The following is a 24,269-nucleotide window of genomic DNA, read 5'->3' as shown; positions in this document are numbered from 1 at the left end:
TACTAAAATAAAATGAAACTCATTGAAAAACAACAAAATATATAATCAATTCAATGCACAGCCAAAACACAAGAAAGAGGATGTTATGAAAACACGAGTACAATCGGCCAAGCCCTCGGGCATCAAAGCGCTCTTACTCGATCTCAGCGGTGTTTTATACGAGGGTGACAACCGCATACCCGGTGCCGACAACACTTTGCAATGGTTGCGGGATCACGGTTATGTGGTTCGCTTCGTCACCAATACCGCCACCGAATCGCACACTCAAATACTGCACAAACTCAAAGGCATGGGACTGGACATTCAGAAACCGGAACTGTTCACGGCACCGCAAGCGGCCAAGAATTACCTGCTTGCTCACGGCATGACCCCTTATTGCATCCTACATCCCAATTTAAAAGAAGAATTCTCTGACCTTTGCAGCGGCGAACCCGATTGCGTGTTGCTCGGCGATGCACAGGATGGATTGAACTACGCCAATCTTAATCAGGCATTTCGCTTACTGGAACAAGGCATGCCGCTTTTTGGCATCGGCAAGAACAAATACTTCATGAACCACGACGGTTTGAAATTGGATGCAGGCGCTTTCCTGCACGCACTTGAATGGGCCAGCGGAACCGAAGCCGTCATCATGGGCAAACCCGACACCCACTTCTTTGCCGAAGCGGTTCGCTCCACCGGATTTGAAATGCATGAATGCCTCATGGTAGGCGACGACGTCGAAAGCGACGTGCAAGGCGCCATCAACGCTGGCTTACATGCCAGCCTGGTAAAAACAGGAAAATTCAAGGAAATGGACTTACAGAAACTGCCCGAACAGGCGCACTTAATCGAATCGATTAAAGCACTTCCCGATCTACTTGGTTCTTAATCTTTTATTTTTAAACCGAACAGGCCTGTTCGGTTCTGAAACGCCCACAAAATCAGGCTCGAGGTAGTCTTTTGAAATCCCCACGCTTCCAACGCCAAGCATACAGCACCATCAAACCGGCGATATTGGAATACCAAACCCAAGGATTACTCCAGGCAACGCCATCGTACACCACATCGGAAAACGGCCAGAAAAGCTGTGTCGGAAAGAATTCCGCTGTATGAAACGGAATATCCAACAGAATATGAAACGGCCACGCCAGCATGACGAAAGCAATCTCCTTACGCCAGAGCGCAACCAGACCGATGATTACAAAAGAAACGATCAAGCTGTGTGAAATGTTGTAGTTGATGCTCACCCAATCGGGGATACTGGCAAGCTCGGGCTTGCCGAATTCAAAGCCATTGGCGTACACCTGTGCGGGAAGCCACAAACCGAACGACACCAGATCGGGTAAAGCCCCGAAAAACATCGCCAGCATGAAGGTGCCCCGCTTACCGAATACACCTCCACCCCACAGAGTATGACTTAAGGTATCCATACAAACCGTCGATTATTAAACCGGGATTATTTTCCCGGCACTTTCCGAAGATTTTAAAACCACAGCCTGAGCGGCAATGACTTCTTTACCGTTGAACGTCAGCGCCGGCGAACCGTAAAGTTCGTAACCTTCTTCAAGCAACTTGGAGATTCTTTCGCAGAAAGTTGAATCGTCCGGCCCGGTGATCAGTTTGTAACCCAATTGTTTTTCCATAGAATTTGATTCCCTTTATTTTCCTAATGATTGCAACGGCATTATCAATGCATCCAATCACATTTTCAGTATATTATGCGCCCCACATTCTTCCAATGGCAATAAGCGGGAGTCTTGAATCGCAGCGCTTCTATGCCCCATTCCAATGAGGTAGGCGTCGTGCGAGGCGAATGCCACAAAACTCTCAAGAGAATTTTGCTTTACCAGCATCACAAGATCCCAATGCTCTTCTTCCGGCCCGATGAAAAACGGACCCCCATTACCGAGTAACAACACTTCACCGCCACTTTCTTTCAAAAACGGCATTGTATGATCAATATACTTTTGAAATGCCTCCCTACCGGAAATCGGTGACGGCGGTGCAATTTCCGGAAATTCCGTGTAATCGGCAACGTCTCTGAAGCGCAGCATATTCAACATGATCACTTCGCCCGCAAGGTTTCGTTTGAACAAAGCGGCTCCCGAAGCTTGCGTGGGTTCGAAATAAGTTCTTTCCATTTTTAAAACACCTTTGAACACAGTTCCAACATTTTCTCTTTCTGAGCCTTGCTTAAACCGCCGACCATCTCCTTGGCGATCTGTTCAAAACTCACTTTTGCCTCACCATAAAGGCGCTCTCCGGTATCGGACAGCTTGACCAGACTTTGTCTGGCATCACGTGGATTCACCACTTTTTCAATGAGATGGTTTTTTTCCATCGGTGCAATAAGGCGCGTAATACCAGATGCACTCATTCCCATAGATTCGGCCAATTCAATTCTGGCCACAGCCTTAAAGTCCGAACTGGCCAAATAATCCATAACCAGATATTCGGTGAAACTGATTCCATGCATACTCAAACGAGTACCCGCCCGCTTCGATAAACTGGATGCCAGTAATGCATTCTTGATTACAAGAGACGCATCTAACGATTCATTCGACATAAAAACCTCAAAATATTTACTTGACTAATCAAGTATATTTCAAGCTTTAATCAAATACAAGCACAAGAATTAAAACACAAAAAAGCCCGCTTTTAAGCGGGCTTTCGTTTTCAACAGGCCTGTAGAACAGAATGCATGATCTAACAAAAATTCAAAGTATCAGACAGAACCTTTATTAATTTTAGAAAGCGGTTCATTCACATCGAATATTTTGGCATTGACTTCATTCACACCAAACGCTCTTAGCCTTGCTGCATGCATTTCAAGATAAGCTCGTGCCGTTTCCTCATTTTCAAACAAGTAGATACCACCCGCTTCTTGCTTCTCTTTATTCTCTGTCCAGATTTTCCAGATCAAACCTGGTTCCTGGTTAATTGAGACCGCAAGATCATGAAGGCCCTCGGCCATCTCCTCTCCAAAAGGTCCTTTAAATTCAAAATCAATTTGCAATAACTTGGGCATATGAATCCATCCAAAAAACGATACGTAAGATTAAGGATGCGAATAGTAAATCAGGCAGCACAAGCATGTCAAACCATATTGCTGATTTATACTTACCAATAAATATCATTTAGAGCGTGTTAAGAATAAAAAAACCCGCTAAAAAGCGGGCAAACAAAGTTAAGAGACTTTTATTTTTATTGTTTGATAATCATCATGATTTTTCTCGGCCAATCATCCGGTAAGCCAAAGCTCCTAATACGCCACCGACAATCGGAGCCAACCAGAACAACCATAACTGTGCTGTGGCCCAATCGCCGACAAATACGGCAACACCGGTACTACGTGCCGGGTTAACCGACGTATTGGTCACAGGAATGCTGATCAAGTGAATCAACGTCAAACACAAACCAATCGCAATCGGTGCAAACCCGGCAGGCGCACGCTGATCCGTTGCACCCATGATGACCAGTAAAAACATCATCGTCATGACGACTTCCGCTACCAATGCCGCGGTTAAGCTGTATCCGCCGGGAGAGTGTTCGCCATAACCGTTTGACGCAAATCCGGCCGACACATCGAATCCGGCTTGCCCGCTGGCAATCACATACAAGACCGCACCCGCCGCGATACCACCCAATACTTGAGCAGCGATATAAGGCAATAATTGGCTGGCCGGAAAACGACCACCCGCCCAAAGCCCAATTGAAACGGCCGGGTTAAGGTGACAACCAGAAATATGACCAATCGCATACGCCATGGTCAATACCGTCAGACCAAACGCCAAAGAAACGCCTAGTAGTCCGATACCAAGCTGTGGAAACGCAGCCGCTAGAACCGCACTACCACATCCGCCAAGCACCAGCCAAAAAGTTCCCAGGAACTCCGCACCATATTTATTCACAACACCACTCCTCTTCTTATTTTTATAAGTACAAATACTCACTACATGAGCAATGTCGCGAAGAATACCAGATAAAAAATACAAAGACAACCGCCTAAAATAAAATAGTCATTATTTTTAGGGTCATAGCCTGAATATGAAAACGAATTAATGGAGTTAGTTACCGCTCACCATGCAGGTACAGTCAAGATAAAATCTTCCGATTATGCTAAAATTCAGCGTTTTTATTCGTAACTCAAAAGGACGACAGCAATGTCAGAAAAATATACTACTTCGGCTGATATCGTCAGCTACAGCCTAGGGCGTCAAATGGGCGACCAGTTCGCGGCAGATCCGTTTGATGGCATCAACCCAAGCGCGATTGCCGAAGGTGTGGTCGACTCTCTATCCGGTACACCAAGCCCGGTCAGTCAAGAAGCCTTGCAACAGGCCTTCCAGGAAATCAACGACATCATGCAGGCTAAAGAAGCTGAAAAAGCGAAAAAAGCCGCTGAAGAAGGTGAAGCCTTCCTAGCAGAAAATGCTAAGAAAGAAGGTATCGTCGTAACCGAATCCGGTCTGCAGTATGAAATCATCGAAGAAGGCACCGGCGAAAAACCTGGAGCGGAGTCTGTAGTTTCAACGCACTACCACGGTACTCTGATCGACGGTACGGTTTTCGACAGTTCTGTTGAACGTGGTCAACCTGCTCAGTTTCCGGTCAACCGAGTAATCGCTGGCTGGACCGAAGCATTGCAGATGATGCCTACCGGTTCGAAATGGCGCCTATACATCCCGCACAATCTTGCTTACGGCCCTCAGGGTTCCGGCGGCAAGATCGCGCCATACTCTGCATTGATCTTTGATGTGGAACTATTGGAAATCGTTTCCTAAAAACAAAAAGCGGGGCTAAGAAACTTAGCCCCGCTTTTTTAATCCTACGTTTATCACAACCTCGCCACAGAACTTCCCGACGATCATTCAGTGGAAGTAATCATTTTCAGCCCTGCTTCACGACACGCCTCCAACAACCTTTCCGCCATTTTCTCATCGGAAAAAGATCTGGCAAGTGCGACACCTCCCACCATCAAAGCCGATAATGCGAATGCCTTGTCGCTGTACGATGAATTCGCCATCAACTTATCCATATAAAGCACGAAGCGTTTATACACCTTGGTATAACTGTCTCGGACAGCTTCGTTTTTGTTCGCAACGTCCGTCGCCAGAAAAGCCAAAGGACAAGACGGATGCTCCGGTTTCAGATGATCCATATCCAGATAAGCCTCAAGCAATTGGGACATAAGATCCAAATCATTGTCGGAACTCTCCGGCAACTTATAGGAAAAACTCTTGCGGGAAGCGGTCTGGAGCGATTCCGCATACAACGCTTCTTTGGAATCAAAGTGAGAATAAAACCCACCGTGAGTCAGGTCGGCATTTTTCATTACATCTCCAATGGAAACCTGATCAAACCCTTTACGAGTAAACAGTTGCGCGGCACTTTCCAGAATTCTCTGACGCGTTTCCTGTCTCTTCTCTGCCGGCCAAGCCATAACCCTTCCTTTTTAAAATATTATCTTGAACATATTGTGATCCCATCTAGCATGAATAGGCAAATAAATTCCATTTTAGAAAGGAACACGATATGACTAATGAAATGATTTTATACCCACTACTGGCAATGGCACTGCTGACGTTTTTCGTCGGATTTTCATTACTGAGATTACGCTTTAAAGCTGTAAAACAAGACAGTTTGAACCCGCGATACTTTCTTTTGAATAAAGGCGGAAAAGCGCCCGAATATTTGGTTAAAACAGAACAACACTATCTGAACCTGTTTGAACTTCCAATCTTGTTTTATCTACTCGTCATCACACTTTACGTAACCCAACAGGTCGATATGGTTCAACTGGTACTGGCTTGGGGATTTGTATTCAGCCGTATAGCCCATACCGTAATCCATTTAACAATCAATCGTTTAGTTTGGCGAATGAGGGCTTTTGTAACAGGCGCCGTAATGTTGCTGCTATCTTGGATCTATTTAGGTTTGAATTTAATCAGTGCATCATAAAAAAGGCTAAAATGCAGCGGCATTAAAAAAGAAAAACCCGCAGAATGCGGGTTAATCATGGAGGATAACAGACAGGCCTGTTCGGTTTCTCGCTCCTTAGAAACCGGAGGTCTTCTGATTAGAATGTAAAGCTCTAACAACCTAGAAGGCTCTAGCAAAACCACTAAGTCTTGATGTATAGATTAACGATTGCCAGGCCGGATTACCAATCAAAATATTTTTTATTAGAGTTTAATAAACACTTGATATAAAAAGAAAAACGAAAACCCTAGAAACCCCTTTAAGTCATAGGATTCCTCTCCTTTTTCTAACCGGTAAACGCTTCCGGAGATGATAAGTATTCCTTTTCATCCGTTGTATTTTCCCGTTCCAAAATCACGTTCCGATGAGGGAAACGACCAAAGCGTCTAATGAGTTCTCGATGGTGACGAGCGAACCGTAAATTGCTCTCCAATCCAGACGCTTCAAACAGGCGTACCGATTCATCCTGATCTCTCAGGTTTTCGCTATGCATCAAGGGCATGTATAGAAACGCGCGGCGATCGACAGGCAGCTCAAGATCCAATCCATTCGAAACCGCATGCCTACTCACCTCCACCGCCTTGTCTTCGGAAGCAAAACCTTTCGCCTCACCACGAAACATATTCAATGGAAACTGGTCGAGAACAATGCACAAGGCCAAACACCCCTCCGCAGTCTGTTTCCACTCGTCCAATCCGCCATCCGCCGCTTTTTCCCATAACGATTCATAACGAGAGCGAATCTGCTCATCAATCTCAGGGGTAGAGCGGAACCAGTGTTTAGTCATGGGTAGTGTGTACCAAAAATCGATTATTTCACCGGGCATGGTCATGATGAATGTCTCTCAATGACAGTAAAAGATTATTAGTGATCAAGCTGTAACGATCCGGTTTTTACCATTCTTCTTGGCGGTATACAAAGCACCGTCCACACGCTTCAAAGTATCTTGGTAAGTCTGGTCTGTCGGCATAATGGTGGTAACACCAATACTGACGGATACATTGGTGCCGCCCTTTCGAAACGACTCCAATCCCTGTTTAAAGTGTTCCATCAGGCGTTCTGAAAACTGAACCGCATTTTCCAGTTCAGTATTCGGAAGGACAACAATGAACTCGTCACCCCCGAAACGGCATACCGAATCATTTTTTCTCAGTTGAGACTGACAGACATCGGTCATAGTGCGAATGGCTTGGTCACCAACATGATGCCCAAAGTGGTCGTTTACCTGTTTGAGATTGTCCAGATCGAACATCAAGATGGAAGTCGGCGTTGAATACCGTGAAAACGTCTCAAAATGCATCGAGAGTTCATGCTCAAGCTTTCTGCGGTTGAAGATACCCGTAAGCTGATCGGTGTCACTCAGCTCACGAAGCTTAATCTCTAATTTATGTCGCTCGGAAATATTACTCGCTACCCAAAGAACCACTTCATCGCCATCAACAAGAAAATCCAAAGCCTGAATACGTCCCTCAAACCAGATCGGTTCTTGAGGTCCTTCGTCCGGCAGACCTTTCACATCCTTATTGCTGAGTTCGTATTCCTCAATCAACAGTTTGCGGGAATCCAAAGCCTCTTCGATTTTTCCAATAAACCAGTTCGCCTTTTCCGTTTCAATCAGATCGGCGATATACAAACCGACCAAACCGCTACCGTCATGATAATAACGTTTGTCTCGACCACCAAACACCGCCACATACTTCCCGCTTCTTGAAAACAAAAAAGCCGGATCGGGCATCGCGTTGAGAACGGCGGACATCTGCTCAAAACTAATCATAGACACTTTCTTCAGGATTCATTCCAGCAACCATCAAATAAAAAACTCACTTACTTTTCATTATCTTAAGAATAGATGTTAAAGAAGCTTAACTCTGTTATGACCTCTAATATCGAGAGCAATAATATCACTACCTGTCTGATTCAATGATCATTTCGAATTATCCGGTCATCAACATTTTCAAAAATAGACAAGCTGCATCAATGTTTATCTGAATTGGTCAACCGATAGATATTGCCCGAATCCGTTCCAACATAAATCCGTCCTATTTCATCTACGGCCAGACTGCGGATTCGTTGATTCAGGTTTTGCAGATAACGGCTTTCAGAAACAGCCTGAAGCTTGTCGTTCAATGTGATACGGTTAAGATGTTGCAGCTTCAAGGCGCCTGTTAACAGATTGCCTTCCCAGTCTTTGAATTCCGTGCCGTGATACACCTGCAAATCGCTGGGGGCGATGGAAGGAATGTAGACCTTTACCGGCTCTTCCATTCCCGGCTTATGATTCACGCCCACATCAATGCTCGAAAAGTACTCCTTGCCCTGGGAAACAATCGGCCAGCCGTAATTCTTGCCTTTCTTAATCAGATTGATTTCATCGCCGCCTTGAGGACCGTGCTCAATCTCCCAAAGCCGATCGGTTTTCAGATCGTAATACAGGCCTTGCGGGTTTCGGTGACCGTAACTCCAGATTTCATCACGCGCTTTCGTATTGCCTACAAACGGATTGTCTTTCGGCACACTGCCATCCATATTCAAACAAATGATCGAGCCGGCATGATTGGTCAGATCCTGTGCGTTGGAACGTTCCCCTCGATCTCCAATTGAGAAAAACACATGCCCTTTACCATCAAACGCAATGCGGCTGCCGAAATGAATGTTCCTGAAACTGGCTGAATCGCTTACCAGCAGATCCTGCCAATCAATCAGCGATGTATTATGAAGCTTGGCTCTCGCCAAGGTGGTTTGTGCTTGAAGCAGATCAGGCTTGCTGTAAGTGAAGTAAATCCAACCGCTTTTGGCATAGTCCGGCGGAATCGCCACATCCAACAAACCGCCCTGACCTTCTGCATGTACTTCCGGCACACCCGAAAGCCAAGTTACCTGATTGTTGGACAAATCCAACAGGCCTGCCTTGCCTTCCCTCTGCGTGAAAATGATCCGGTTGGAATCCACAAAATCCATACCCCAAACCACCCCCAGATTACCGGCAAGTTTCTTTATATTGAACGGTTGTTCGCTTGCGAATGCAGGCTGAATTAAGAAAACGAAAAGCAAAACAAAAGGATGAATGAAACGCATGACTCACTCCTTTCAGAAGAGGTTCCTATCATCCTAACATTTTGAAAACGCACAAGAACGTAAAATAATAAGAAGCGATCGCGAAGTTAACTTAACGTAGCGTAAGTCTCTTTCAGACTGATATAAAGCTGGTCACCGGAGAAACTCGACATTCCGGCAATGATTTCAAACATCACCACATTGTCTTCCTTACCGTTCCACTCTTTGATGTAAGTGCCCTCTTTATAGCCGTGATCTTGTCTGAATTTGTTCAGAACGTTCTTCGCCATATAGATCTGATAAAGCTGCTCGAAGTTCAGTTCAGCGACTTTGCAGGAGTTGAAAAACGCTTCCGCCAGTGCGGCCAGGTACTCGCCCGATACGGCGTCTTTCTGCAAGGCGATGGCCATCATCATTTCATGGATACGCACCTGCTCGATCACTGTGAGTTTATTAAGCTCAAATTCCGGCTCCTCACTGTCCATCAAAGCCTTAGTCAACAATTCTGCCGCCTCTTTCTGCTCAAAATGCTCTAAAGCCAAGCTCAACAGGAAATGCCAGATGTCTACCAGTTCGACACGTACATTTTCCATGTCCGTTTGTGCATCCACGCTTTTCCAGTGCTTCCAAGGATAACTGTCGATCAATTCCGCGGATTCCATCACAATGCAACGACGCCAATCAATTTCCTTACCCAACTGCGTCACGCCGGAACGCCAATCGGTTCCATTGGTCGCTTCGTTCAGCGCATTTTGCATGGAAAGCATTTCATTGATCGAGTCTTGAATGTGCATAGGTATCCTCATTTCTTTTATCATCAAAAACCAAAAAGAATCATAGCATATGCGCAATAAAAAACCCGCTTAACCAAACGGCCAAACGGGTCTTATTTTAAAATGAACAGGCCTGTTCGAATTGGCAGCCTAGTTCGATTTACAGAACGGTAAAAATCTCTTCTTCCGGAAGTCGAGACTTAGGCAACTTGGCGTTAAAGTCGTCCTCCGCACGGTAGCCCAAAGCGACCAAGCCAACTGCGGCAAAACCTTTTTCCAGCAGGCCGAACTCTTCGTTCAGCGCGTCCTTATCCACTCCTTCGATCGGAACGGCATCAACGCCCAACACACCGGCACCCAACAGAATCGTACCCATGTTCAGATAAACCTGATTCTCCATCCAGCTTTGAGTGTCGTTATGTTCTTTTCTATGCAGATCGGCAAAAAAACTACGGACTTTTTTTGCCAGCTCCTTGCCTTCCGGCTGAGGGAAACGGCCGTCCTTGTCTTCGTTATCAATCAAGTGCTCTAGATACTCGTCACTCATATCGGTTTTAACACAGAACAGGATAACGTGAGAGGAGTCCAACACCTTGGCTTCGTTGGCGTTATAGGAACCTTGCGTTCCTTTGGTCAAGCGCTTTTTGGCTTCCGGGTTATCCGCAATGATGAAATGCCAAGGCTGAGAATTCACACTCGAAGGACTTAATCGCAACAACGCTTTAATCTGCGTAAACACATCATCCGGAATACGTTTGCTGCTATCAAATTTCTTAGTGGCATAACGGCTTTTAGCAATTTCTGCTAGATTCATCTTAAACTCCTGTCTAAACGGCTTTTTAATTAAAGCCAAATTAAAATTAAATTTCTTCTTAGGGGCTTAGGCCACCCGCGCTTTTTCTATGTTAATTATCAATCACTGGATGGCACGCTCAACTTCCCTTCTTCTGAAGCCACCAGGTTACAAACATTGCAACTATAGCACCAACAAAAGCCAAAGAAGTATCCTTTTGCGCATCCCATACATCGCCCTGCGTGCCAAGATATGCCATACCCAGTTCGGGGCTGACCACCATCGCCACGGCACTTTCCATCACTTCGTAAAAGCCACTGAAAGCCATCACTACGCACACAGCAAGGAAATAAGAATAAGCCGGCTTAACCTGTGCCTTACGTAACAGAATTTCCCTGAAAGGATAGGCGATCAACAAACCAAAACTGAAATGCACAAGCCGATCATAATGATTACGCTCAAGCTCAAACAACGATTGCATCCAGAAACCAAACGGTACTTCAGAATAGGTGTAATGCGCGCCGATCAAATGCAGACTCATGAACAGGGTAAACAACGCATAAGACAGATTGGAAAACGCAAAGCGTCGATAAGTGAAAATCAACAGCGCGGCATAGAAAAACACCAGCAGATTTTCAACCAGCCAGTCCCGGGGATACAGCGGATTGATGGCTGTGACCAACCAAAGCCCCACCAGCCAGATCAACATGATTTGTAATGGTTTATTAGAACTAAAGGGCTTGGATGTCATAATGTTACCGTCCTTGGTCAGATGCTATGATTAAACCATTATCGTCTTTCTAATGTCGCTAATAATTGCTCTCTGTGGCCTATTCTAAAAGATGGCTGCTCATTTTTACTATTTTACCTAATATCGTAATGGCCATGCGTGACTCAAAGGGTATAAGGTGACACAAAATCTTAAAAAAATGCAGGCGATAAATTGCGTTGCTTTATAATCAGGCCTAATTCTCTTCCATGATTTTCCTCAATTTGCGTACGCCGCACATTGATTGTTCCCAACTCGAGGTTTTACATGTCATTTTCTAAACTTGGATTAAGCGATCCTATTTTAAAAGCCGTTTCCGAGCTAGGCTACAAAACCCCGACGGAGATTCAGAAACAAGCCATCCCCATTATCTTATCGGGTCGGGATTTAATGGCGGCGGCGCAGACGGGAACGGGAAAAACCGCCAGCTTTGTTTTGCCCCTGTTGGAAAAAATCAAAGACTATGACGAACTACGCGGCCGATCTGTTCGCGCACTGATTCTGACCCCTACGCGTGAACTGGCCGTTCAGGTAGAAGCCAATATCGTCGAATATGCTAAGTATCTGAATATCAGTTCACTGGCCGTCTATGGCGGTGTGGATTTGGAGCCTCAAAAACAACGTCTGGCACAAGGCGTCGACATTCTGGTCGCTACACCCGGAAGATTGTTGGATTTAGCCTACCAACGTGCCCTGTTCTTTGATGATCTAGAATTTTTGGTATTGGATGAAGCCGACAGAATGCTGGATATGGGCTTTATTGACGACATCAATAAAATCATCGAACGCTTGCCGGGAGACCGTCAGAGTTTGCTGTTTTCCGCGACTCTAACTGATGATGTTCGCTACCTGGCCGATACCGTCTACGACGATGCCGCCGAAATTTCCGTTTCCCCTAAAACGAAAACCACACCCAAAATCGAGCAGTGGTTAATTACCGTCGACAAAGACACCAAGTCCGCACTTTTGAGTCATTTGATCAAAGAACAAGAGTGGGATCAGGCGCTGATTTTTGTCGAGAAAAAACACTCCGCAGCCAAATTGGTGGAACAGCTCGGCAAGCGCGGCATTATCGCCGACTCTATTCACGCTGGTCGAAGTCAAGCCTCTCGGGAAAAAGTCTGGAACGAATTTAAAACAGGAAAATTACAATTCTTAGTCGCAACAGGCATTGCTGCGCGTGGACTAGACATTAACAATCTAAGCCGAGTAGTCAATTACGACCTGCCTTATCCTGCCGAGGATTATATTCACCGCATCGGTCGTACAGGCCGCGCAGGCAAAACGGGCGAAGCCATCTCTTTTGTCTCCAAAGACGACTTTAAAAACCTTTGCGCCATCGAAAGTCTACTGGGTCATATCATCGAACGCCGGGAAATAGAGGGCTTCCCAGTCAGAAAACCTGTGCCTATTTCAATTCTGAACTACCACCTTCGATAACATTCCGTCATAAAAAAGCCTGCATCTACGGCAGGCTTATTTTGCTCTCCAATACTCTAGGGTTTGTCAACGTAAACCCCATCGAATCCGAACCCGTCGATTTAGACTAGATGCTCAGTAATCAACGTATTCATAAATTTCTCGTCAAAGCTGGAACTCAGTACATCGTCAATCCAAACCGGCTGAGGCTGATACCCTTCAAATAAGGCAAATCCAACTTTATATTCGTCTCCAAAACGCGCAAGCATGAACTTGAACTTATTGCCATTGCTGTTGTTCATCATCACGCAGGAACCATTTTCATCAGCCACGAATTTAATTGAGGCCTGCTCATTTTCTTTCACATACTTTTCAATTTCAGACGTAACCAGTTTATGTAAATCGTCGTAAGTTTCGATCACAGTCATCTCCCGCAATACTTTATTTGACGGAAATTATTATCGTTTATTTGTGAAAAAATCTGAGATAGATTCGAGTGGAAATTCCTATACAACCTATAGGATTTATCAATACATTAAAGGGTTGCTAAAGCCTATAGCATCAACAACCTATGTAAAACATTAATCCGGCCAAACTCGATTGGACGGCATGGCGGTGATTGTTTCCGATTCAGGAACCTCTGGCGTTGCAGGTTTCGTTGCAGACTTAACTTCCGATGCAGTTTCTTCCGCCGGAGTGGCCTTTGCACGGCGTACGCTATTGGCTAATTTTGAACCTGTGGTGCTTCTTGGTTTTGCGGTAGTCATAAAATCTCCTTGATGATTTCATCTATTTCTTGTGCCGCCGTTTCTCCACGCTTGCCGATGCAATATACGCTCAACCCTTCTATGGCCGCATTACGGTAAATCGCCCGACGACGAACACCACCTTGCAAAGCAGGAATATCAAATTCATCCAACGCCTCTTTCATGGCGGTAGACAAAGCGCTTCTTGGTTCCAACTGATTCACCACAATATAAGGTTTGAGAGATCGATTACGGATTCTGGCGTGCTCAATCGCATCCGTGATTCGGATACTCGCCCATAAATCCACCGGAGACGGCAAAACAGGAATCAAAACCGATTCCGACACACTCAAAGCGGATTGCATCACTCCGGTTTCAAGCGTGGGCGGACAATCGATCACAATAAAATCGTAATCCTCGGCAAAACGCCCCACTTCCCGCGACAACTGACCACCAACCGAAATCACCGAAACCGGAAACGGCTTATCGTCCGCAGACGATCTACTCCAATGACTTGCCGAACCTTGAGGATCCGCATCGATCAACAACGCCCGACCCCGTTGCGCCAACCCCGCGGCAAAATTCATACTCAGGGTCGTTTTACCCGTTCCGCCCTTTTGGTTGGCAATAGAAAAAATACGTGCAGACATCAACCTTCCAAACAATTAAAAATCCAAGCAGTTTAAAAGATTTAAGTATTACAGATTCAGAGAGGTTTAACGGAGTTCTTCCAGTTGAATATCGAATTGTTAAGTAGGGGAAGTAGGGAAAGTAGCTATGGATTAACGAATAGATACAGCACAAATAAAAAAGGGCCTCGCCCTTTTTTACTCACTATTTTATAAATATATGTTATAAATCAATTGATATATCAAGTTAACAAGCAAGCCACTTATCAATGTAAATAATGTCAGAGAAATTGATATATATTGCAGCTTGCTCTTTTCACTAATGAAATTATTGTGAACTGCTTCTGAGCGATTATTTATGATGATAAAACTCCCCATATGATAATAATTTATAGTTGACCTTACCCATAAATACAAAAATAAAAAAGGCAACATTACACTGAAGAGGATAATTAACAGCCCTGATGAAGATGTTAAAAATTCTGTTTTAGACTTATCTTTAATAATTTCATTAAAAGTCTTCTTAAGTTCATCACTTTCGATATGATTATCACTATATTTTTTCAAAAATTCAGAATTAAGATTTTGAACCGCCAATATAGCTAAGTTAGAATTATTAGACACTTGAGAATCTTGTAAAGATGCAATTACTTCATAGGAATACTCTTGGGGTATTTCTTTTACATACGATACATATATCATTAATGGGAAAAACAATAATACAAATATAATTGGTAAAGTTTCTTTTTGAAAAAGATACTTTTTAATTTTTAAGCCTGTTGAATATACATTATTGTATTTAATTGTAATTTCAGATGTTTTATCTTTAATTAACGTTAATATTTCATTAGCCCACACTTCATTTGTATGTTCAATTTCTGTGTACACTGCGCCAACTTTAACGCGTTTATACTTAGAGAAATTTGAAATATCTGTAATAAACTTTATACGTATATTTTGATTTTCAATTGTTGGTGAGTTAGGGAAATGTAAAACAATGTTCCAATTCAAAAGAACTTCTTGAGGTAAAACATCCCTCGTTTCATGAAATTTATTTAAATTCTCAATCCCTGTTATCTCTCTACTTGTACCATCATTATAAAAAATAATCACAGTAAAGTGCTCAATTGACGTATGATGCTCTTTTTCAATTTTTGTAGCAATTTTATAATAATATTGTTCAAGGTCATTTAACCTAAGAGTAAAATCAAATTCCTCATAATAATTTAACTCTTGCTTATTACCCAAAAAATCTAATATTATCTTCGCAAAATCTTGATTATTTAGAGCTAAAGACGTCTGACTTTCTGTATCTTTAGCAGTAATTATTTCACTCATAAACCCCTCATACAATTACTAAAATTAAACATTCTCTTGATAAAACTAAATTTCATGATTTTTCAAAAAATAAAAAAACTCATCACTGATTGAAGTTTAGTTACATCAGAACAAGCAACTTTTACAATCGTTATTTCTTTTTTAAAGGCTTAAGGATGCCAATCTTACCTTAAAGCCTTAATTTTGAATTGTTAATATTCTTTATCATTTCAAATTAGTTTAGTCTTCAAACCTCACTGTCATACTTACGCTCACCTTCTTTCAGCAAGTAAGTCTCAAAGCCAAATACCTTACCGGCCCAGATGAACATCAACCATACGAGTAAACCAAACGCTAAATAACCGAAGTAGCCTTCCAACGGCATTTCCGAGAAGATGTGAATGACATTCACATACGGCACGTCATACACTCAATAGTTGGGGTTTGAGATAGGGTCTGTTGGGTGGGCGCTGCCGTAGTTCCACATTTCCCAAAAGAAGCCGTTGAATAAGGATGACAAGGCAATCAGAATCATCGGGCTCCAATTACCTTTTGCCAGTTCACTGATTGGTGACGGAATATTCATGATGGCCAATACCCCGGCGAAAGCCAGCATGACGCCGATCCAAAGCGCCCAGAAGAACGGATATGGGTAGAAAACCATAATCGCCATCAACGCCAAGCCGATGATTAACATCGGGTAACCCGGCAGGTTGATTTTAGGTCCGTCCGAGTATTTCACGGCCAGTTTCGGGAAGGTATGCAACAAGGTGTACCATTCAAACACAGCAGGCCACACCGTAGTGTAAGCAACCAAGAAGAGTATCACAACGGTTGTATGGGACAGTTCCGGAATCAACACCGAATTTGGGTAATACCAGTTGCCTAACGCGAAGTAATCAAAATACTCGAAGTAGTACCAGGCAAACAGTGACACCACGATGGTGATTGCAAAGAGTTTTGGTTTCTTGCTCATGAGCGAGTAACCGCCACTTCTCGAATAAACCACCCCGTCAATCACGGTAATGAAGCCCCACCAAAGCGGTGTAAAGGCAAAGTAAACCAACTCCATTAACGGTTCAGGACGTGCCCACATGAGATACCAGAAAACCAGCATGACCGCCGCTCCCAGCCAAAACCACCAAGGCAATGCCTTGCGGTCGTAAGGTGCCGGTGCCGGAACGGGTTTGAAACCGAATTTTTGCGGGAACAATAAGAAAATGGTCAGGAATATCTCAACGGCCAACAACACAAGAAATACCCAGATACTGAAGCCAGGCGTCGGCGGATCAGTTATCTGCAAGGGAGGAAACACACCAAAGCCCGGTGGCAAGTGATCGGCATAGGCAAACCATGAGGCTATTAGCGGAATGATCGTTAAGAAGACTATCGGTAAGAGCAAACCTTTTTTTGATGCGCGCACAACTATCCTCCTATATTGAACCAGTGATGGCTTTTCGATTTGCGATGCTGTTTGTTTTCGTACATTCGTATATCGGCTAAGTGTTTCAGGTCCGAGGTGTTGGCCGCCTCGTGCATAAAGGCTGAACCCGCACTCACCCCGGCCTGTTCAAAACCGATGTGATGCATCTCATCTATGACGCGGTCGATGAGTTTCTGAACTCTATGCGCATTACCATCCGGACAAGTGACGGCAAATTCATCGCCCCCTACTCGGTAAATGCAGCCATCACCACCCAATCCTTGTTTCATTAGACTGGCAAACATCTTGAGCATCTCATCGCCCTTCGCGTGGCCGTAACGGTCGTTGTAAAACTTCAGGTTGTCCATATCGATATAAGTTAAAGAAGAGTTTTGCTCGAAGGAAGCCAATTCTATTTCCAATGCGTAGCGGTTTGGAATATCTGTAACGGCATCGGTATGAGCCAATTTTTTACTATGATCAAGGCGGAGTAGTATTCTCACGCGCTCACGATAAAGTTCACCGAACTGATAAGTTAGAACCAGCGCAAGCAGAATAACTTCCATTGCGATAGCCGCCAGCCCATAGTGTTCAACATAGATGGTATTTGAACTTAAATGAGTTGGCAGAGTGGCCATGCTGGCAAGCCCAATGAAGACGACCAGAGCGACTAAATACAAACGCGCTACAACGCTCCCCTGGATTGAACGAGCAACACCCGCTATCAGTCCATATAACAGGAACACCCATACGCCAAAACGAGCCATTTCATTAACCCAGTGTGGCGACAACATACCAAATAGCGCAAATACAGCCAGAACCAAAAGGGCCACGATTCCCATCAGATGCAATATTTTGTTCTTGGCCGGATGAATTTCCAAAAGCTTCATGACAAAGAGTACATAAATGAAATTGGAAATAACGATGGGGAAAGAAATCAGGTAAAAATTATGCAGATTAAATAGCTGCGCTAGAACCTGATGTGCACCGGCATTAAACAGCAAATTAGAGAATATGAAGATGGCATACAGCACTTCGGTATTACGCGAACGAGCAAAAGAAAGCGCACCGTAATAGATACCCATGGAAAGAAAAATACCAAGGCCGATCAATACGATGGCGTTACCAAGCTTGATCTCCTGCTGGTAATTGGCAAGCGGATCGACATAGGGAACCGGCTGGGCAATAAAATAGGGAGAAGACACTTCCGCAAGCAACTTATATTGCCCGGCTTTTAAATGAAATGTTCGTCCATGACGAAGAAAAAACGGGTTGGTCTCGGTGCTGCCAATGCCGCCTGAGGCGGTGGCAACCCGTCTGTTTTGTTGATCGTAAATATAAAAGGAAAAAAGGTCTATGGCGGAGGTATTTTTGAAATCGACCACATAAAAGCCTTCCTGATCAATATTCACTTCTCCGGAATAAAGATAGTGCCCACCGGTCAAAGAGATACCATCGACCTCTAATAAGTTGTATTGCGACTCCGGTCGCTGAGGATCAAATTGTTGGAACTTATCAATGCCGTACAGCTTCCATGCTATATTTTCGACTTGAGCAGCTTGAGCATAAGAGTGGCTTGAAAAGACAAGGCCTATTAATAAAAATGTGAACAGCAACGCCCTGTCTATTCGAAAATGTCGGAAGTCGTACACTCTTATTCCTTTAAGAATATTCGGATACAGGGAAAATTAAATTCCCTACACATACACAACGGTAGAGCAGAAACTGTTTTCACTTTATTCAATTCAACCTGTCAAAATTGTGATCATATAACCGCCTTAGCCAATATTCCGCAATGGACTAAAACGACATAAAATTTAGGCATAAAAAAACCCGTGCTTGTGGCACGGGTTTTAGTTATAACAGAATGAGTAATTTTTACAATTACTTTTTTATTTCAATGACTTCAGACCGGTAACTGTTTCACTTCAGCCTCGGTTGATTGTATTCTGAAGAAAGCCATGTCCCGGTTCAGACGTTCGGCCTGCTCACTCATGCTGTCGGCGGCTGCGGCGGTCTCTTCTATTAGAGCTGCATTTTGTTGTGTCACACCATCAATTTGACCGACCGCTTTATGAACCTGCTCAATTCCTTCCATCTGTTGACTGGATGCCAATTCGATCTGCTCTACCACTTCCACAACGTCATCAATTGACTTGTTAATAGCAGAAAGCACTTCACTTGATTCAGATGCCAGTTTCGTTCCTTGATCGATACGGTCGACACTTTCAGAAATCAAGGTGGTGATTTCTCTGGCAGCATCGGCAGATTTTTGAGACAGAGAACGGACTTCACTGGCGACCACTGCAAAACCACGTCCGTGTTCACCGGCTCGCGCGGCTTCAACGGCGGCATTAAGCGCCAATAGGTTAGTTTGGAAAGCGATGCCGTCAATCAAAGTGACAATGTCGGAAATCTTATGACTTGATTCCTGAATAGCATTCATGGCTTCGATGGTTTGCCCCATTACCTTGGAACCGGTATTGGACTGACGTTGTACAGTCCGCACGACATCCGAAGCGTCTTTAGCATGATGTGCATTGTGCTGGACGCTGGACGTGATTTCTTCCATGGTGGCGGATGTTTGCTCAATGGCCGCAGCCTGCTCCTGCACGCGTGAACTTAAATCCATGGCTCCTTGCGCAACTTCTTGTGCACCTTGAGAAACAATCTGCGAAGCTTGAACTGTCTGGTTAATGACACTCGACAGTTTGGCAACCGTATTGTTGACCGTTTGTTTAAACTCGCCCAGTTGGCCTTTGTAATCGCCGGTCACCGTCTTGGTTAGATTCCCCTGCTCGATTTCCACCAACACACCAATGGCTTCATTGAGCGGTTTTACCATACCGGCCAAAATCTGATTGACACCTTCGATCATTCGTTTCCAGTCACCCTGGAACTTATCGGAATTTGCCAACTTATCAAGCTCGCCATCTGCCACGGCCTGAATCAGCATATCGGTATCGGCGGTAATGGCTTTAAGATTACTTCGAACCGTCTCGATGCTTTCGTTGATAAAGGCTTTTTTGCCCGGCAATTTCTCCATATCGGCATCAAAGTCACCATTGCCGAAGGATTTGAATACGGCCATGGATTTTTTATTCATGCTGATATGGTCACTGACCATCGCATTGATCGCAGCCGCCATTTTTTTATAATCGCCTTGGAATTTGCTTTCGTCTACCACAACATCGATATCACCGGCATCATGTTCTTCGGACATACGGTTCATATCGTGCAAAAGCAATTTAATGGTATCCTGCATCCGCTTCATCGAATTCAATAACTGGCCTGTCTCATCCGTCGTATTCGTTTCGATTGTATTGGATAGATCACCCGCTGCAATGGCATTTGCGGCATCGATGGTTTTTTGTAGCTGTCTGGAAATATTTTTAGGAATGGAATAACCAATCCACAGGGCGCCGAGCAGAATCAAACCCAATATAACAATGGCAATCGTTTTGAATTGAGTAAGTTGTTCCTCAAGGCGTTCACGCATCTCAACAGACTTTAATAACGCGGCCTCACCTGCTACATCAAGATTGTCTCGTAATGCAGAAAACTTTTTTTCTTCATCTCTTCTCAGTGCCATGATTTCCGCTTCATCCGCTTGACCGATCGCGGCAACCAGTTTGTCCGATTGATTTTTCCAGGCCTCAAAGTCCGACTTAAAGCCATCCGATTTTGCCAATACATCAGGATAATCTTTCATATGCTCCATATATTTGGCGTAACGATCAGAAACCTGTTGAGCATTCTCAATCCGCGAACCTTCATTTTTCTCTGCCGAGCCGTAGTTGGCCAATAAATTTAACTCGGCTACTTTCGCTTGATAAAGGTCTCGATCCGCATTGAGCGTCAATGAAATGGAGTGAATAAATTTATCCGCCTGTAACTTTATCGAACGCTCCTGCATTTTTAACATCCAGTAAGCGACTACCAGCAAAACGATCATCGAAATCGCTAATGTCACTGTAGGAATCGAACTTTTAATTCGAATACTGTTCATTTTTTTATTTTTATACATAATTCATACCTTCCTTGATACGATCACTATTTTACTCAAAAACAATGGAACTAAACGTCTGTTCCATGTCGTTTCTAATCACTTGTTTTAATGGGACTTTTCATTATTTTTATTCGCCTAGCAATCCCACGATCACCTTAAGAAAATTGACTTAGAAAAAATGAAGAGTTCTGTAATTCAGACATAAAAAAACCCGCTTTTTACGGGTTTTTTCAAAAACTAAAATAAACAGGCCTGTTTATTTTTTCTTCTTCGGAGGCATCAGATCCGTAATGGTTCCTTCTGCCATCTCTGCCGCGAAGCAGATGGTTTCCGATAGCGTTGGGTGTGGGTGGATAGTCAGACCGATGTCTTGCATATCCGCGCCCATTTCAATCGCCAACATCGCTTCGGCGATCAATTCACCGGCGTTAGGGCCAACGATACCGCAACCTAGCAGACGATGGGTTTCAGAACAGAACAACGCTTTGGTCATCCCTTCGTCACGGCCCAAGCTCAAGCTACGTCCGGAAGCCGCCCATGGGAAAGCACCCTTCTCGTATTCGATACCTTCCGCTTTAAGCTGGTCTTCGGTCTTACCGGCCCAAGCCACTTCAGGATCGGTATAGGCCACCGATGGAATACCCATTGGCGTGAAGGCGCTTGGCATGCCCGAAATAACTTCCGCAGCCACTTTACCTTCGTGAACCGCTTTGTGCGCCAGCATTGGCTGACCGACAATATCACCGATCGCGTAGATGTGATCAACATTGGTTTTCTGACGTTCGTCAACTTCGATGAAGCCCCAATCGTTTACTACAACACCGGCTTTCTCGGCATCGATCAATTTACCGTTAGGCGCACGACCCACTGCAACCAAAATACGGTCGAAGGTATCGGTTTCAGGACAGTCTTTACCTTCAAACGTAACCACCAAGCCTTCTTCTTTGGCTTCGACGTTGGTCACTTTCGATTTCAGATAAATGTTTTCGTATTTCTTTTTGATCTTCTTAAGCAACGGCTTGGAGATGTCTTTATCCGCACCCGGGATAATGGTGTCGCCCAATTCGACCACAGTGATGTTCGCACCAAGTGAGTCGTAAACCTGAGCCATTTCCAGACCTATGATACCGCCACCGATAACCAACATGCGGTTTGGAACTTCTTCCAGTTCCAATGCGTCGGTCGAATCCATTACGCGAGGATCGTCATGCGGGATGAATGGCAGTTTCACAACACGTGAACCGGCTGCGATGATGGCGTTTTCGAATGCGATGGTTTTGGTGGAACCGTCTGCCATATCAACCGTAACGGTGTTGGCAGAGCTGAACTTACCGTAACCCTGAACCACTTCAACCTTACGCGCTTTGGCAAGACCTGCCAAACCACCGGTCAATTTACCGATAACGGAATCTTTATACTCACGCATTTTGTTGGTATCGATTTGCGGCTCGGCAAAGGTGATACCGTGCGCACCCATTTCACGGGTTTCGTTCAACACAACAGACATGTGTAATAACGCTTTAGACGGGATACAACCCACGTTCAAACAAACACCACCGATGTTCTCGTAACGTTCAATCATAACCACTTTCTTGCCAAGGTCGGCGGCACGGAATGCAGCCGTGTATCCGCCAGGACCGGAACCAAGAACCAACACTTCGCACTGCATATCCGCAGGTGGAAGATCAGCGGCTGAAACCGCTTGAGGTGCAGTCTGTTCCGCTTTTGGCTCTTCGGCTGGTGCAGCGGTTGCAGAAACGCTTTCTTCCACGTTGGCGGCAACGGTGTCGCTGTCTGCGATTTCCATGGTACCGATAATCGAACCTTCTGAAACCTTGTCGCCTACTTCCGCTGTAAACGTAACCAGTTTACCGGCGAAAGGCGCAGGAATTTCCATCGTGGCCTTGTCGGATTCCAATGTCAGCAGTGAATCGTCCTGTGCAACCTCTTCACCGGCGGCAACCAATACTTCAATGACTTCAACTTCTGCGAAATCACCGATATCAGGAATTTTGATGTCTACAATCTTGCTCATCCCAAACTCCTATTAAAGAATCAATTGACGCAGGTCAGAAAGATACTGGCCGACTGCGGTTGTGAAACGGACACCTTCGGCACCGTCAATCGCACGGTGGTCGTAAGAGACACTGAACGGCATGATCAAACGAGGAACAAATTCAGAACCGTTCCAAACCGGCTGCATCTTAGCCTTAGAAAGACCCATGATCGCTACTTCAGGCGCGTTAACAATCGGCGTGAACTGAGTACCGCCGATACCGCCAAGGCTAGAGATGGTGAAAGTACCGCCGGACATGTCGGCAGGCCCCAGCTTACCGTCACGCGCTTTGGCAGAGATTTCCATCAAATCGCGGGACAACTCGTAGATGCCTTTTTTGTCGACGTCTTTGACCACAGGAACAACAAGACCGTTCGGCGTATCCACCGCGATACCGATGTTGTAGTAACCTTTCTTGATGATCGATTGCGCGTCTGGAGACAAGGATGCGTTGAAGCTCGGGAACTCCTGCAAAGCTTTAACCACGGCTTTCATAACGAAAACAAGTGGAGTCAGTTTGATGCCCTGCTTCTCAGCCGCCGCTTTCTGATCTTTACGGAACTGATCCATTTCAGTAATGTCACACTCGTCAAATTGAGTGACATGAGGTACGTTCAACCAGCTTGTATGCAGGAACTTACCTGAAATCTTCTTGATGCGGCCTAGTTCTACGGTTTCAGTCTCACCGAATTGGCTGAAATCAATCGTTGGAACAGGAGGAATGCCCGCACCACCCGCAGCTTGCCCAGGAGCAGCCGTTTGACCACTCATGACCGCTTTGATTGCCGCTTCAACGTCTGTCTGCTGGATACGACCCTTTGGCCCGGTACCAGATACATTTGCCAGATCCACACCCAATTTACGTGCGAATGAACGAACCGATGGAGATGCGTGGGATTTCGCGCCCATAGACTGAGCGTTAACCAATTTGCTTGCCGCCGGAGCAACCGGAACCGGAGGCGCCGCTTGCGGAACTGGCTCAGGCTTAGGCGCTTCCGCCGCTGGCGCTGGAGTTGGTGCAGCTGCTTTTTCAGCCGGTTTCTCTTCTGCCGGAGCAGGCACTGCCGCATCACCAGACACTTCGATGTCCATGATGTAATCGCCTTCGGAAACTGAATCACCGATCGACACCGCCACTTTCGTGACCGTACCGGAAACCGGAGATGGGATCTCCATGGTGGCCTTATCGGATTCCAAAGTTAAAAGAGAGTCGTCCACGGAAACCGTATCGCCCGCAGACACAAGGATCTCGATGATTTCAACCGAATCGAAATCACCGATATCAGGAATAGTAATTTGCTGTGTAGCCATTGTTCA

The 24,269-nt window shown here is 44.9% G+C and carries 27 protein-coding genes; 4 read left to right on the top strand and 23 right to left on the bottom strand.

Annotated features, from left to right (window positions below):
• Positions 1 to 85: 85 nt before the first annotated feature.
• On the top strand, positions 86 to 871 hold the full coding sequence (locus QCB45_RS00810; RefSeq protein ID WP_279418648.1) for a TIGR01458 family HAD-type hydrolase: 786 nt from the start codon (positions 86 to 88) through the stop codon (positions 869 to 871).
• Between the two features lie 52 nt (positions 872 to 923).
• On the opposite strand, the gene QCB45_RS00805 is transcribed toward QCB45_RS00810, so the two are convergent.
• From QCB45_RS00805 to aqpZ, 6 genes are all read right to left on the bottom strand, one after another.
• Entirely contained in the window at positions 924 to 1,412 is a 489-nt protein-coding gene (locus QCB45_RS00805; protein ID WP_279418647.1) for a hypothetical protein, read from the bottom strand.
• A gap of 15 nt (positions 1,413 to 1,427) precedes the next feature.
• Positions 1,428 to 1,625 (bottom strand): DUF1737 domain-containing protein, encoded by a 198-nt coding sequence (locus QCB45_RS00800; protein WP_279418646.1) that lies wholly within the window; start codon positions 1,623 to 1,625, stop codon positions 1,428 to 1,430.
• Between the two features lie 57 nt (positions 1,626 to 1,682).
• Positions 1,683 to 2,123 (bottom strand): hypothetical protein, encoded by a 441-nt coding sequence (locus QCB45_RS00795; RefSeq protein WP_279418645.1) that lies wholly within the window; start codon positions 2,121 to 2,123, stop codon positions 1,683 to 1,685.
• Between the two features lie 2 nt (positions 2,124 to 2,125).
• Positions 2,126 to 2,548 (bottom strand): MarR family transcriptional regulator, encoded by a 423-nt coding sequence (locus tag QCB45_RS00790; RefSeq protein WP_279418644.1) that lies wholly within the window; start codon positions 2,546 to 2,548, stop codon positions 2,126 to 2,128.
• 159 nt (positions 2,549 to 2,707) lie between these two features.
• Complete coding sequence (locus QCB45_RS00785; protein WP_279418643.1) at positions 2,708 to 3,010, bottom strand: monooxygenase; 303 nt, start codon at positions 3,008 to 3,010, stop codon at positions 2,708 to 2,710.
• A gap of 193 nt (positions 3,011 to 3,203) precedes the next feature.
• Positions 3,204 to 3,893 carry an aquaporin Z gene (aqpZ, locus tag QCB45_RS00780; protein ID WP_279418642.1) on the bottom strand — a complete coding sequence of 230 codons (690 nt, stop codon included), beginning with the start codon at positions 3,891 to 3,893 and terminating at the stop codon, positions 3,204 to 3,206.
• Positions 3,894 to 4,145: 252 nt separating this feature from the next.
• On the opposite strand from aqpZ, the gene QCB45_RS00775 reads away from it, so the two are divergent.
• Positions 4,146 to 4,766 carry an FKBP-type peptidyl-prolyl cis-trans isomerase gene (locus QCB45_RS00775; RefSeq protein WP_279418641.1) on the top strand — a complete coding sequence of 207 codons (621 nt, stop codon included), beginning with the start codon at positions 4,146 to 4,148 and terminating at the stop codon, positions 4,764 to 4,766.
• A gap of 83 nt (positions 4,767 to 4,849) precedes the next feature.
• Here the strand turns inward: QCB45_RS00775 and QCB45_RS00770 are convergent, their stop codons facing one another.
• Positions 4,850 to 5,425, bottom strand: coding sequence for a TetR/AcrR family transcriptional regulator (locus QCB45_RS00770; RefSeq protein WP_279418640.1), 576 nt, complete (start codon positions 5,423 to 5,425; stop codon positions 4,850 to 4,852).
• 92 nt (positions 5,426 to 5,517) lie between these two features.
• Here QCB45_RS00770 and QCB45_RS00765 point away from each other — a divergent pair, with 92 nt between their 5' ends.
• Entirely contained in the window at positions 5,518 to 5,943 is a 426-nt protein-coding gene (locus QCB45_RS00765) for an MAPEG family protein (protein WP_279418639.1), read from the top strand.
• Positions 5,944 to 6,250: 307 nt separating this feature from the next.
• On the opposite strand, the gene QCB45_RS00760 is transcribed toward QCB45_RS00765, so the two are convergent.
• The 6 genes from QCB45_RS00760 to QCB45_RS00735 form a co-directional block, all read right to left on the bottom strand.
• Entirely contained in the window at positions 6,251 to 6,790 is a 540-nt protein-coding gene (locus QCB45_RS00760) for a DUF924 domain-containing protein (protein WP_279420000.1), read from the bottom strand.
• Positions 6,791 to 6,835: 45 nt separating this feature from the next.
• Positions 6,836 to 7,738: a GGDEF domain-containing protein gene (locus QCB45_RS00755; protein ID WP_279418638.1), complete on the bottom strand. Its 903-nt coding sequence runs from the start codon at positions 7,736 to 7,738 to the stop codon at positions 6,836 to 6,838.
• Between the two features lie 200 nt (positions 7,739 to 7,938).
• On the bottom strand, positions 7,939 to 9,039 hold the full coding sequence (locus tag QCB45_RS00750; RefSeq protein WP_279418637.1) for a PQQ-dependent sugar dehydrogenase: 1,101 nt from the start codon (positions 9,037 to 9,039) through the stop codon (positions 7,939 to 7,941).
• 86 nt (positions 9,040 to 9,125) lie between these two features.
• Positions 9,126 to 9,812, bottom strand: coding sequence for a dUTP diphosphatase (locus QCB45_RS00745; protein WP_279418636.1), 687 nt, complete (start codon positions 9,810 to 9,812; stop codon positions 9,126 to 9,128).
• Between the two features lie 139 nt (positions 9,813 to 9,951).
• Positions 9,952 to 10,605 carry an oxygen-insensitive NAD(P)H nitroreductase gene (nfsB, locus tag QCB45_RS00740; protein ID WP_279418635.1) on the bottom strand — a complete coding sequence of 218 codons (654 nt, stop codon included), beginning with the start codon at positions 10,603 to 10,605 and terminating at the stop codon, positions 9,952 to 9,954.
• 118 nt (positions 10,606 to 10,723) lie between these two features.
• Positions 10,724 to 11,335 carry a DUF2238 domain-containing protein gene (locus QCB45_RS00735; protein ID WP_279418634.1) on the bottom strand — a complete coding sequence of 204 codons (612 nt, stop codon included), beginning with the start codon at positions 11,333 to 11,335 and terminating at the stop codon, positions 10,724 to 10,726.
• Positions 11,336 to 11,620: 285 nt separating this feature from the next.
• Here QCB45_RS00735 and QCB45_RS00730 point away from each other — a divergent pair, with 285 nt between their 5' ends.
• Entirely contained in the window at positions 11,621 to 12,793 is a 1,173-nt protein-coding gene (locus QCB45_RS00730) for a DEAD/DEAH box helicase (RefSeq protein WP_279418633.1), read from the top strand.
• Between the two features lie 101 nt (positions 12,794 to 12,894).
• On the opposite strand, the gene QCB45_RS00725 is transcribed toward QCB45_RS00730, so the two are convergent.
• The 10 genes from QCB45_RS00725 to aceF all read right to left on the bottom strand — a co-directional run bounded on the left by QCB45_RS00725 (position 12,895) and on the right by aceF (position 24,263).
• On the bottom strand, positions 12,895 to 13,200 hold the full coding sequence (locus tag QCB45_RS00725) for a hypothetical protein (protein WP_279418632.1): 306 nt from the start codon (positions 13,198 to 13,200) through the stop codon (positions 12,895 to 12,897).
• A gap of 153 nt (positions 13,201 to 13,353) precedes the next feature.
• A complete protein-coding gene (locus QCB45_RS00720; protein ID WP_279418631.1) occupies positions 13,354 to 13,539 on the bottom strand; it encodes a hypothetical protein in 186 nt (61 codons plus the stop codon).
• Positions 13,536 to 14,168 carry a ParA family partition ATPase gene (gene parA, locus QCB45_RS00715; RefSeq protein WP_279418630.1) on the bottom strand — a complete coding sequence of 211 codons (633 nt, stop codon included), beginning with the start codon at positions 14,166 to 14,168 and terminating at the stop codon, positions 13,536 to 13,538. Before parA ends, QCB45_RS00720 begins: the two co-directional genes overlap by 4 nt.
• Before the next feature lie 189 nt (positions 14,169 to 14,357).
• On the bottom strand, positions 14,358 to 15,485 hold the full coding sequence (locus QCB45_RS00710; RefSeq protein ID WP_279418629.1) for a hypothetical protein: 1,128 nt from the start codon (positions 15,483 to 15,485) through the stop codon (positions 14,358 to 14,360).
• 226 nt (positions 15,486 to 15,711) lie between these two features.
• Entirely contained in the window at positions 15,712 to 15,885 is a 174-nt protein-coding gene (locus QCB45_RS00705; protein WP_279418628.1) for a hypothetical protein, read from the bottom strand.
• A gap of 9 nt (positions 15,886 to 15,894) precedes the next feature.
• Positions 15,895 to 16,887 carry a hypothetical protein gene (locus tag QCB45_RS00700; protein ID WP_279418627.1) on the bottom strand — a complete coding sequence of 331 codons (993 nt, stop codon included), beginning with the start codon at positions 16,885 to 16,887 and terminating at the stop codon, positions 15,895 to 15,897.
• 2 nt (positions 16,888 to 16,889) lie between these two features.
• Positions 16,890 to 18,539, bottom strand: a complete 1,650-nt coding sequence (locus tag QCB45_RS00695; protein WP_279418626.1) for a GGDEF domain-containing protein — start codon at positions 18,537 to 18,539, stop codon at positions 16,890 to 16,892.
• Positions 18,540 to 18,793: 254 nt separating this feature from the next.
• Positions 18,794 to 20,914, bottom strand: coding sequence for a methyl-accepting chemotaxis protein (locus QCB45_RS00690; protein ID WP_279418625.1), 2,121 nt, complete (start codon positions 20,912 to 20,914; stop codon positions 18,794 to 18,796).
• Positions 20,915 to 21,152: 238 nt separating this feature from the next.
• Positions 21,153 to 22,931, bottom strand: coding sequence for a dihydrolipoyl dehydrogenase (lpdA, locus tag QCB45_RS00685; protein WP_279418624.1), 1,779 nt, complete (start codon positions 22,929 to 22,931; stop codon positions 21,153 to 21,155).
• A gap of 12 nt (positions 22,932 to 22,943) precedes the next feature.
• Positions 22,944 to 24,263: a dihydrolipoyllysine-residue acetyltransferase gene (gene aceF / locus QCB45_RS00680; RefSeq protein WP_279418623.1), complete on the bottom strand. Its 1,320-nt coding sequence runs from the start codon at positions 24,261 to 24,263 to the stop codon at positions 22,944 to 22,946.
• Between the last annotated feature and the right edge of the window lie 6 nt (positions 24,264 to 24,269).

It is taken from the genome of Thiomicrorhabdus sp. ZW0627 (assembly GCF_029767005.1).
Taxonomy (GTDB): Bacteria; Pseudomonadota; Gammaproteobacteria; order Thiomicrospirales; family Thiomicrospiraceae; genus Thiomicrorhabdus.
The sequence above is the reverse complement of the archived record's forward strand: the minus strand, read 5'-3'. Positions and strand labels throughout refer to the sequence as shown.

Excerpts from the sequence above, each read along its gene's own strand:
- QCB45_RS00765 (WP_279418639.1), top strand. The coding sequence starts at position 5,518 with ATGACTAATGAAATGATTTTATACCCACTACTGGCAATGGCACTGCTG.
- QCB45_RS00735 (WP_279418634.1), bottom strand. The coding sequence starts at position 11,335 with ATGACATCCAAGCCCTTTAGTTCTAATAAACCATTACAAATCATGTTG.
- QCB45_RS00745 (WP_279418636.1), bottom strand. The coding sequence starts at position 9,812 with ATGCACATTCAAGACTCGATCAATGAAATGCTTTCCATGCAAAATGCG.
- nfsB (WP_279418635.1), bottom strand. The coding sequence starts at position 10,605 with ATGAATCTAGCAGAAATTGCTAAAAGCCGTTATGCCACTAAGAAATTT.
- QCB45_RS00775 (WP_279418641.1), top strand. The coding sequence starts at position 4,146 with ATGTCAGAAAAATATACTACTTCGGCTGATATCGTCAGCTACAGCCTA.
- lpdA (WP_279418624.1), bottom strand. The coding sequence starts at position 22,931 with ATGAGCAAGATTGTAGACATCAAAATTCCTGATATCGGTGATTTCGCA.
- parA (WP_279418630.1), bottom strand. The coding sequence starts at position 14,168 with ATGTCTGCACGTATTTTTTCTATTGCCAACCAAAAGGGCGGAACGGGT.
- QCB45_RS00790 (WP_279418644.1), bottom strand. The coding sequence starts at position 2,548 with ATGTCGAATGAATCGTTAGATGCGTCTCTTGTAATCAAGAATGCATTA.
- QCB45_RS00755 (WP_279418638.1), bottom strand. The coding sequence starts at position 7,738 with ATGATTAGTTTTGAGCAGATGTCCGCCGTTCTCAACGCGATGCCCGAT.
- QCB45_RS00720 (WP_279418631.1), bottom strand. The coding sequence starts at position 13,539 with ATGACTACCGCAAAACCAAGAAGCACCACAGGTTCAAAATTAGCCAAT.
- QCB45_RS00770 (WP_279418640.1), bottom strand. The coding sequence starts at position 5,425 with ATGGCTTGGCCGGCAGAGAAGAGACAGGAAACGCGTCAGAGAATTCTG.
- QCB45_RS00805 (WP_279418647.1), bottom strand. The coding sequence starts at position 1,412 with ATGGATACCTTAAGTCATACTCTGTGGGGTGGAGGTGTATTCGGTAAG.
- aceF (WP_279418623.1), bottom strand. The coding sequence starts at position 24,263 with ATGGCTACACAGCAAATTACTATTCCTGATATCGGTGATTTCGATTCG.
- QCB45_RS00760 (WP_279420000.1), bottom strand. The coding sequence starts at position 6,790 with ATGCCCGGTGAAATAATCGATTTTTGGTACACACTACCCATGACTAAA.
- QCB45_RS00795 (WP_279418645.1), bottom strand. The coding sequence starts at position 2,123 with ATGGAAAGAACTTATTTCGAACCCACGCAAGCTTCGGGAGCCGCTTTG.
- QCB45_RS00785 (WP_279418643.1), bottom strand. The coding sequence starts at position 3,010 with ATGCCCAAGTTATTGCAAATTGATTTTGAATTTAAAGGACCTTTTGGA.
- QCB45_RS00710 (WP_279418629.1), bottom strand. The coding sequence starts at position 15,485 with ATGAGTGAAATAATTACTGCTAAAGATACAGAAAGTCAGACGTCTTTA.
- QCB45_RS00690 (WP_279418625.1), bottom strand. The coding sequence starts at position 20,914 with ATGTATAAAAATAAAAAAATGAACAGTATTCGAATTAAAAGTTCGATT.
- QCB45_RS00750 (WP_279418637.1), bottom strand. The coding sequence starts at position 9,039 with ATGCGTTTCATTCATCCTTTTGTTTTGCTTTTCGTTTTCTTAATTCAG.
- QCB45_RS00730 (WP_279418633.1), top strand. The coding sequence starts at position 11,621 with ATGTCATTTTCTAAACTTGGATTAAGCGATCCTATTTTAAAAGCCGTT.
- QCB45_RS00725 (WP_279418632.1), bottom strand. The coding sequence starts at position 13,200 with ATGACTGTGATCGAAACTTACGACGATTTACATAAACTGGTTACGTCT.
- QCB45_RS00800 (WP_279418646.1), bottom strand. The coding sequence starts at position 1,625 with ATGGAAAAACAATTGGGTTACAAACTGATCACCGGGCCGGACGATTCA.
- QCB45_RS00810 (WP_279418648.1), top strand. The coding sequence starts at position 86 with ATGAAAACACGAGTACAATCGGCCAAGCCCTCGGGCATCAAAGCGCTC.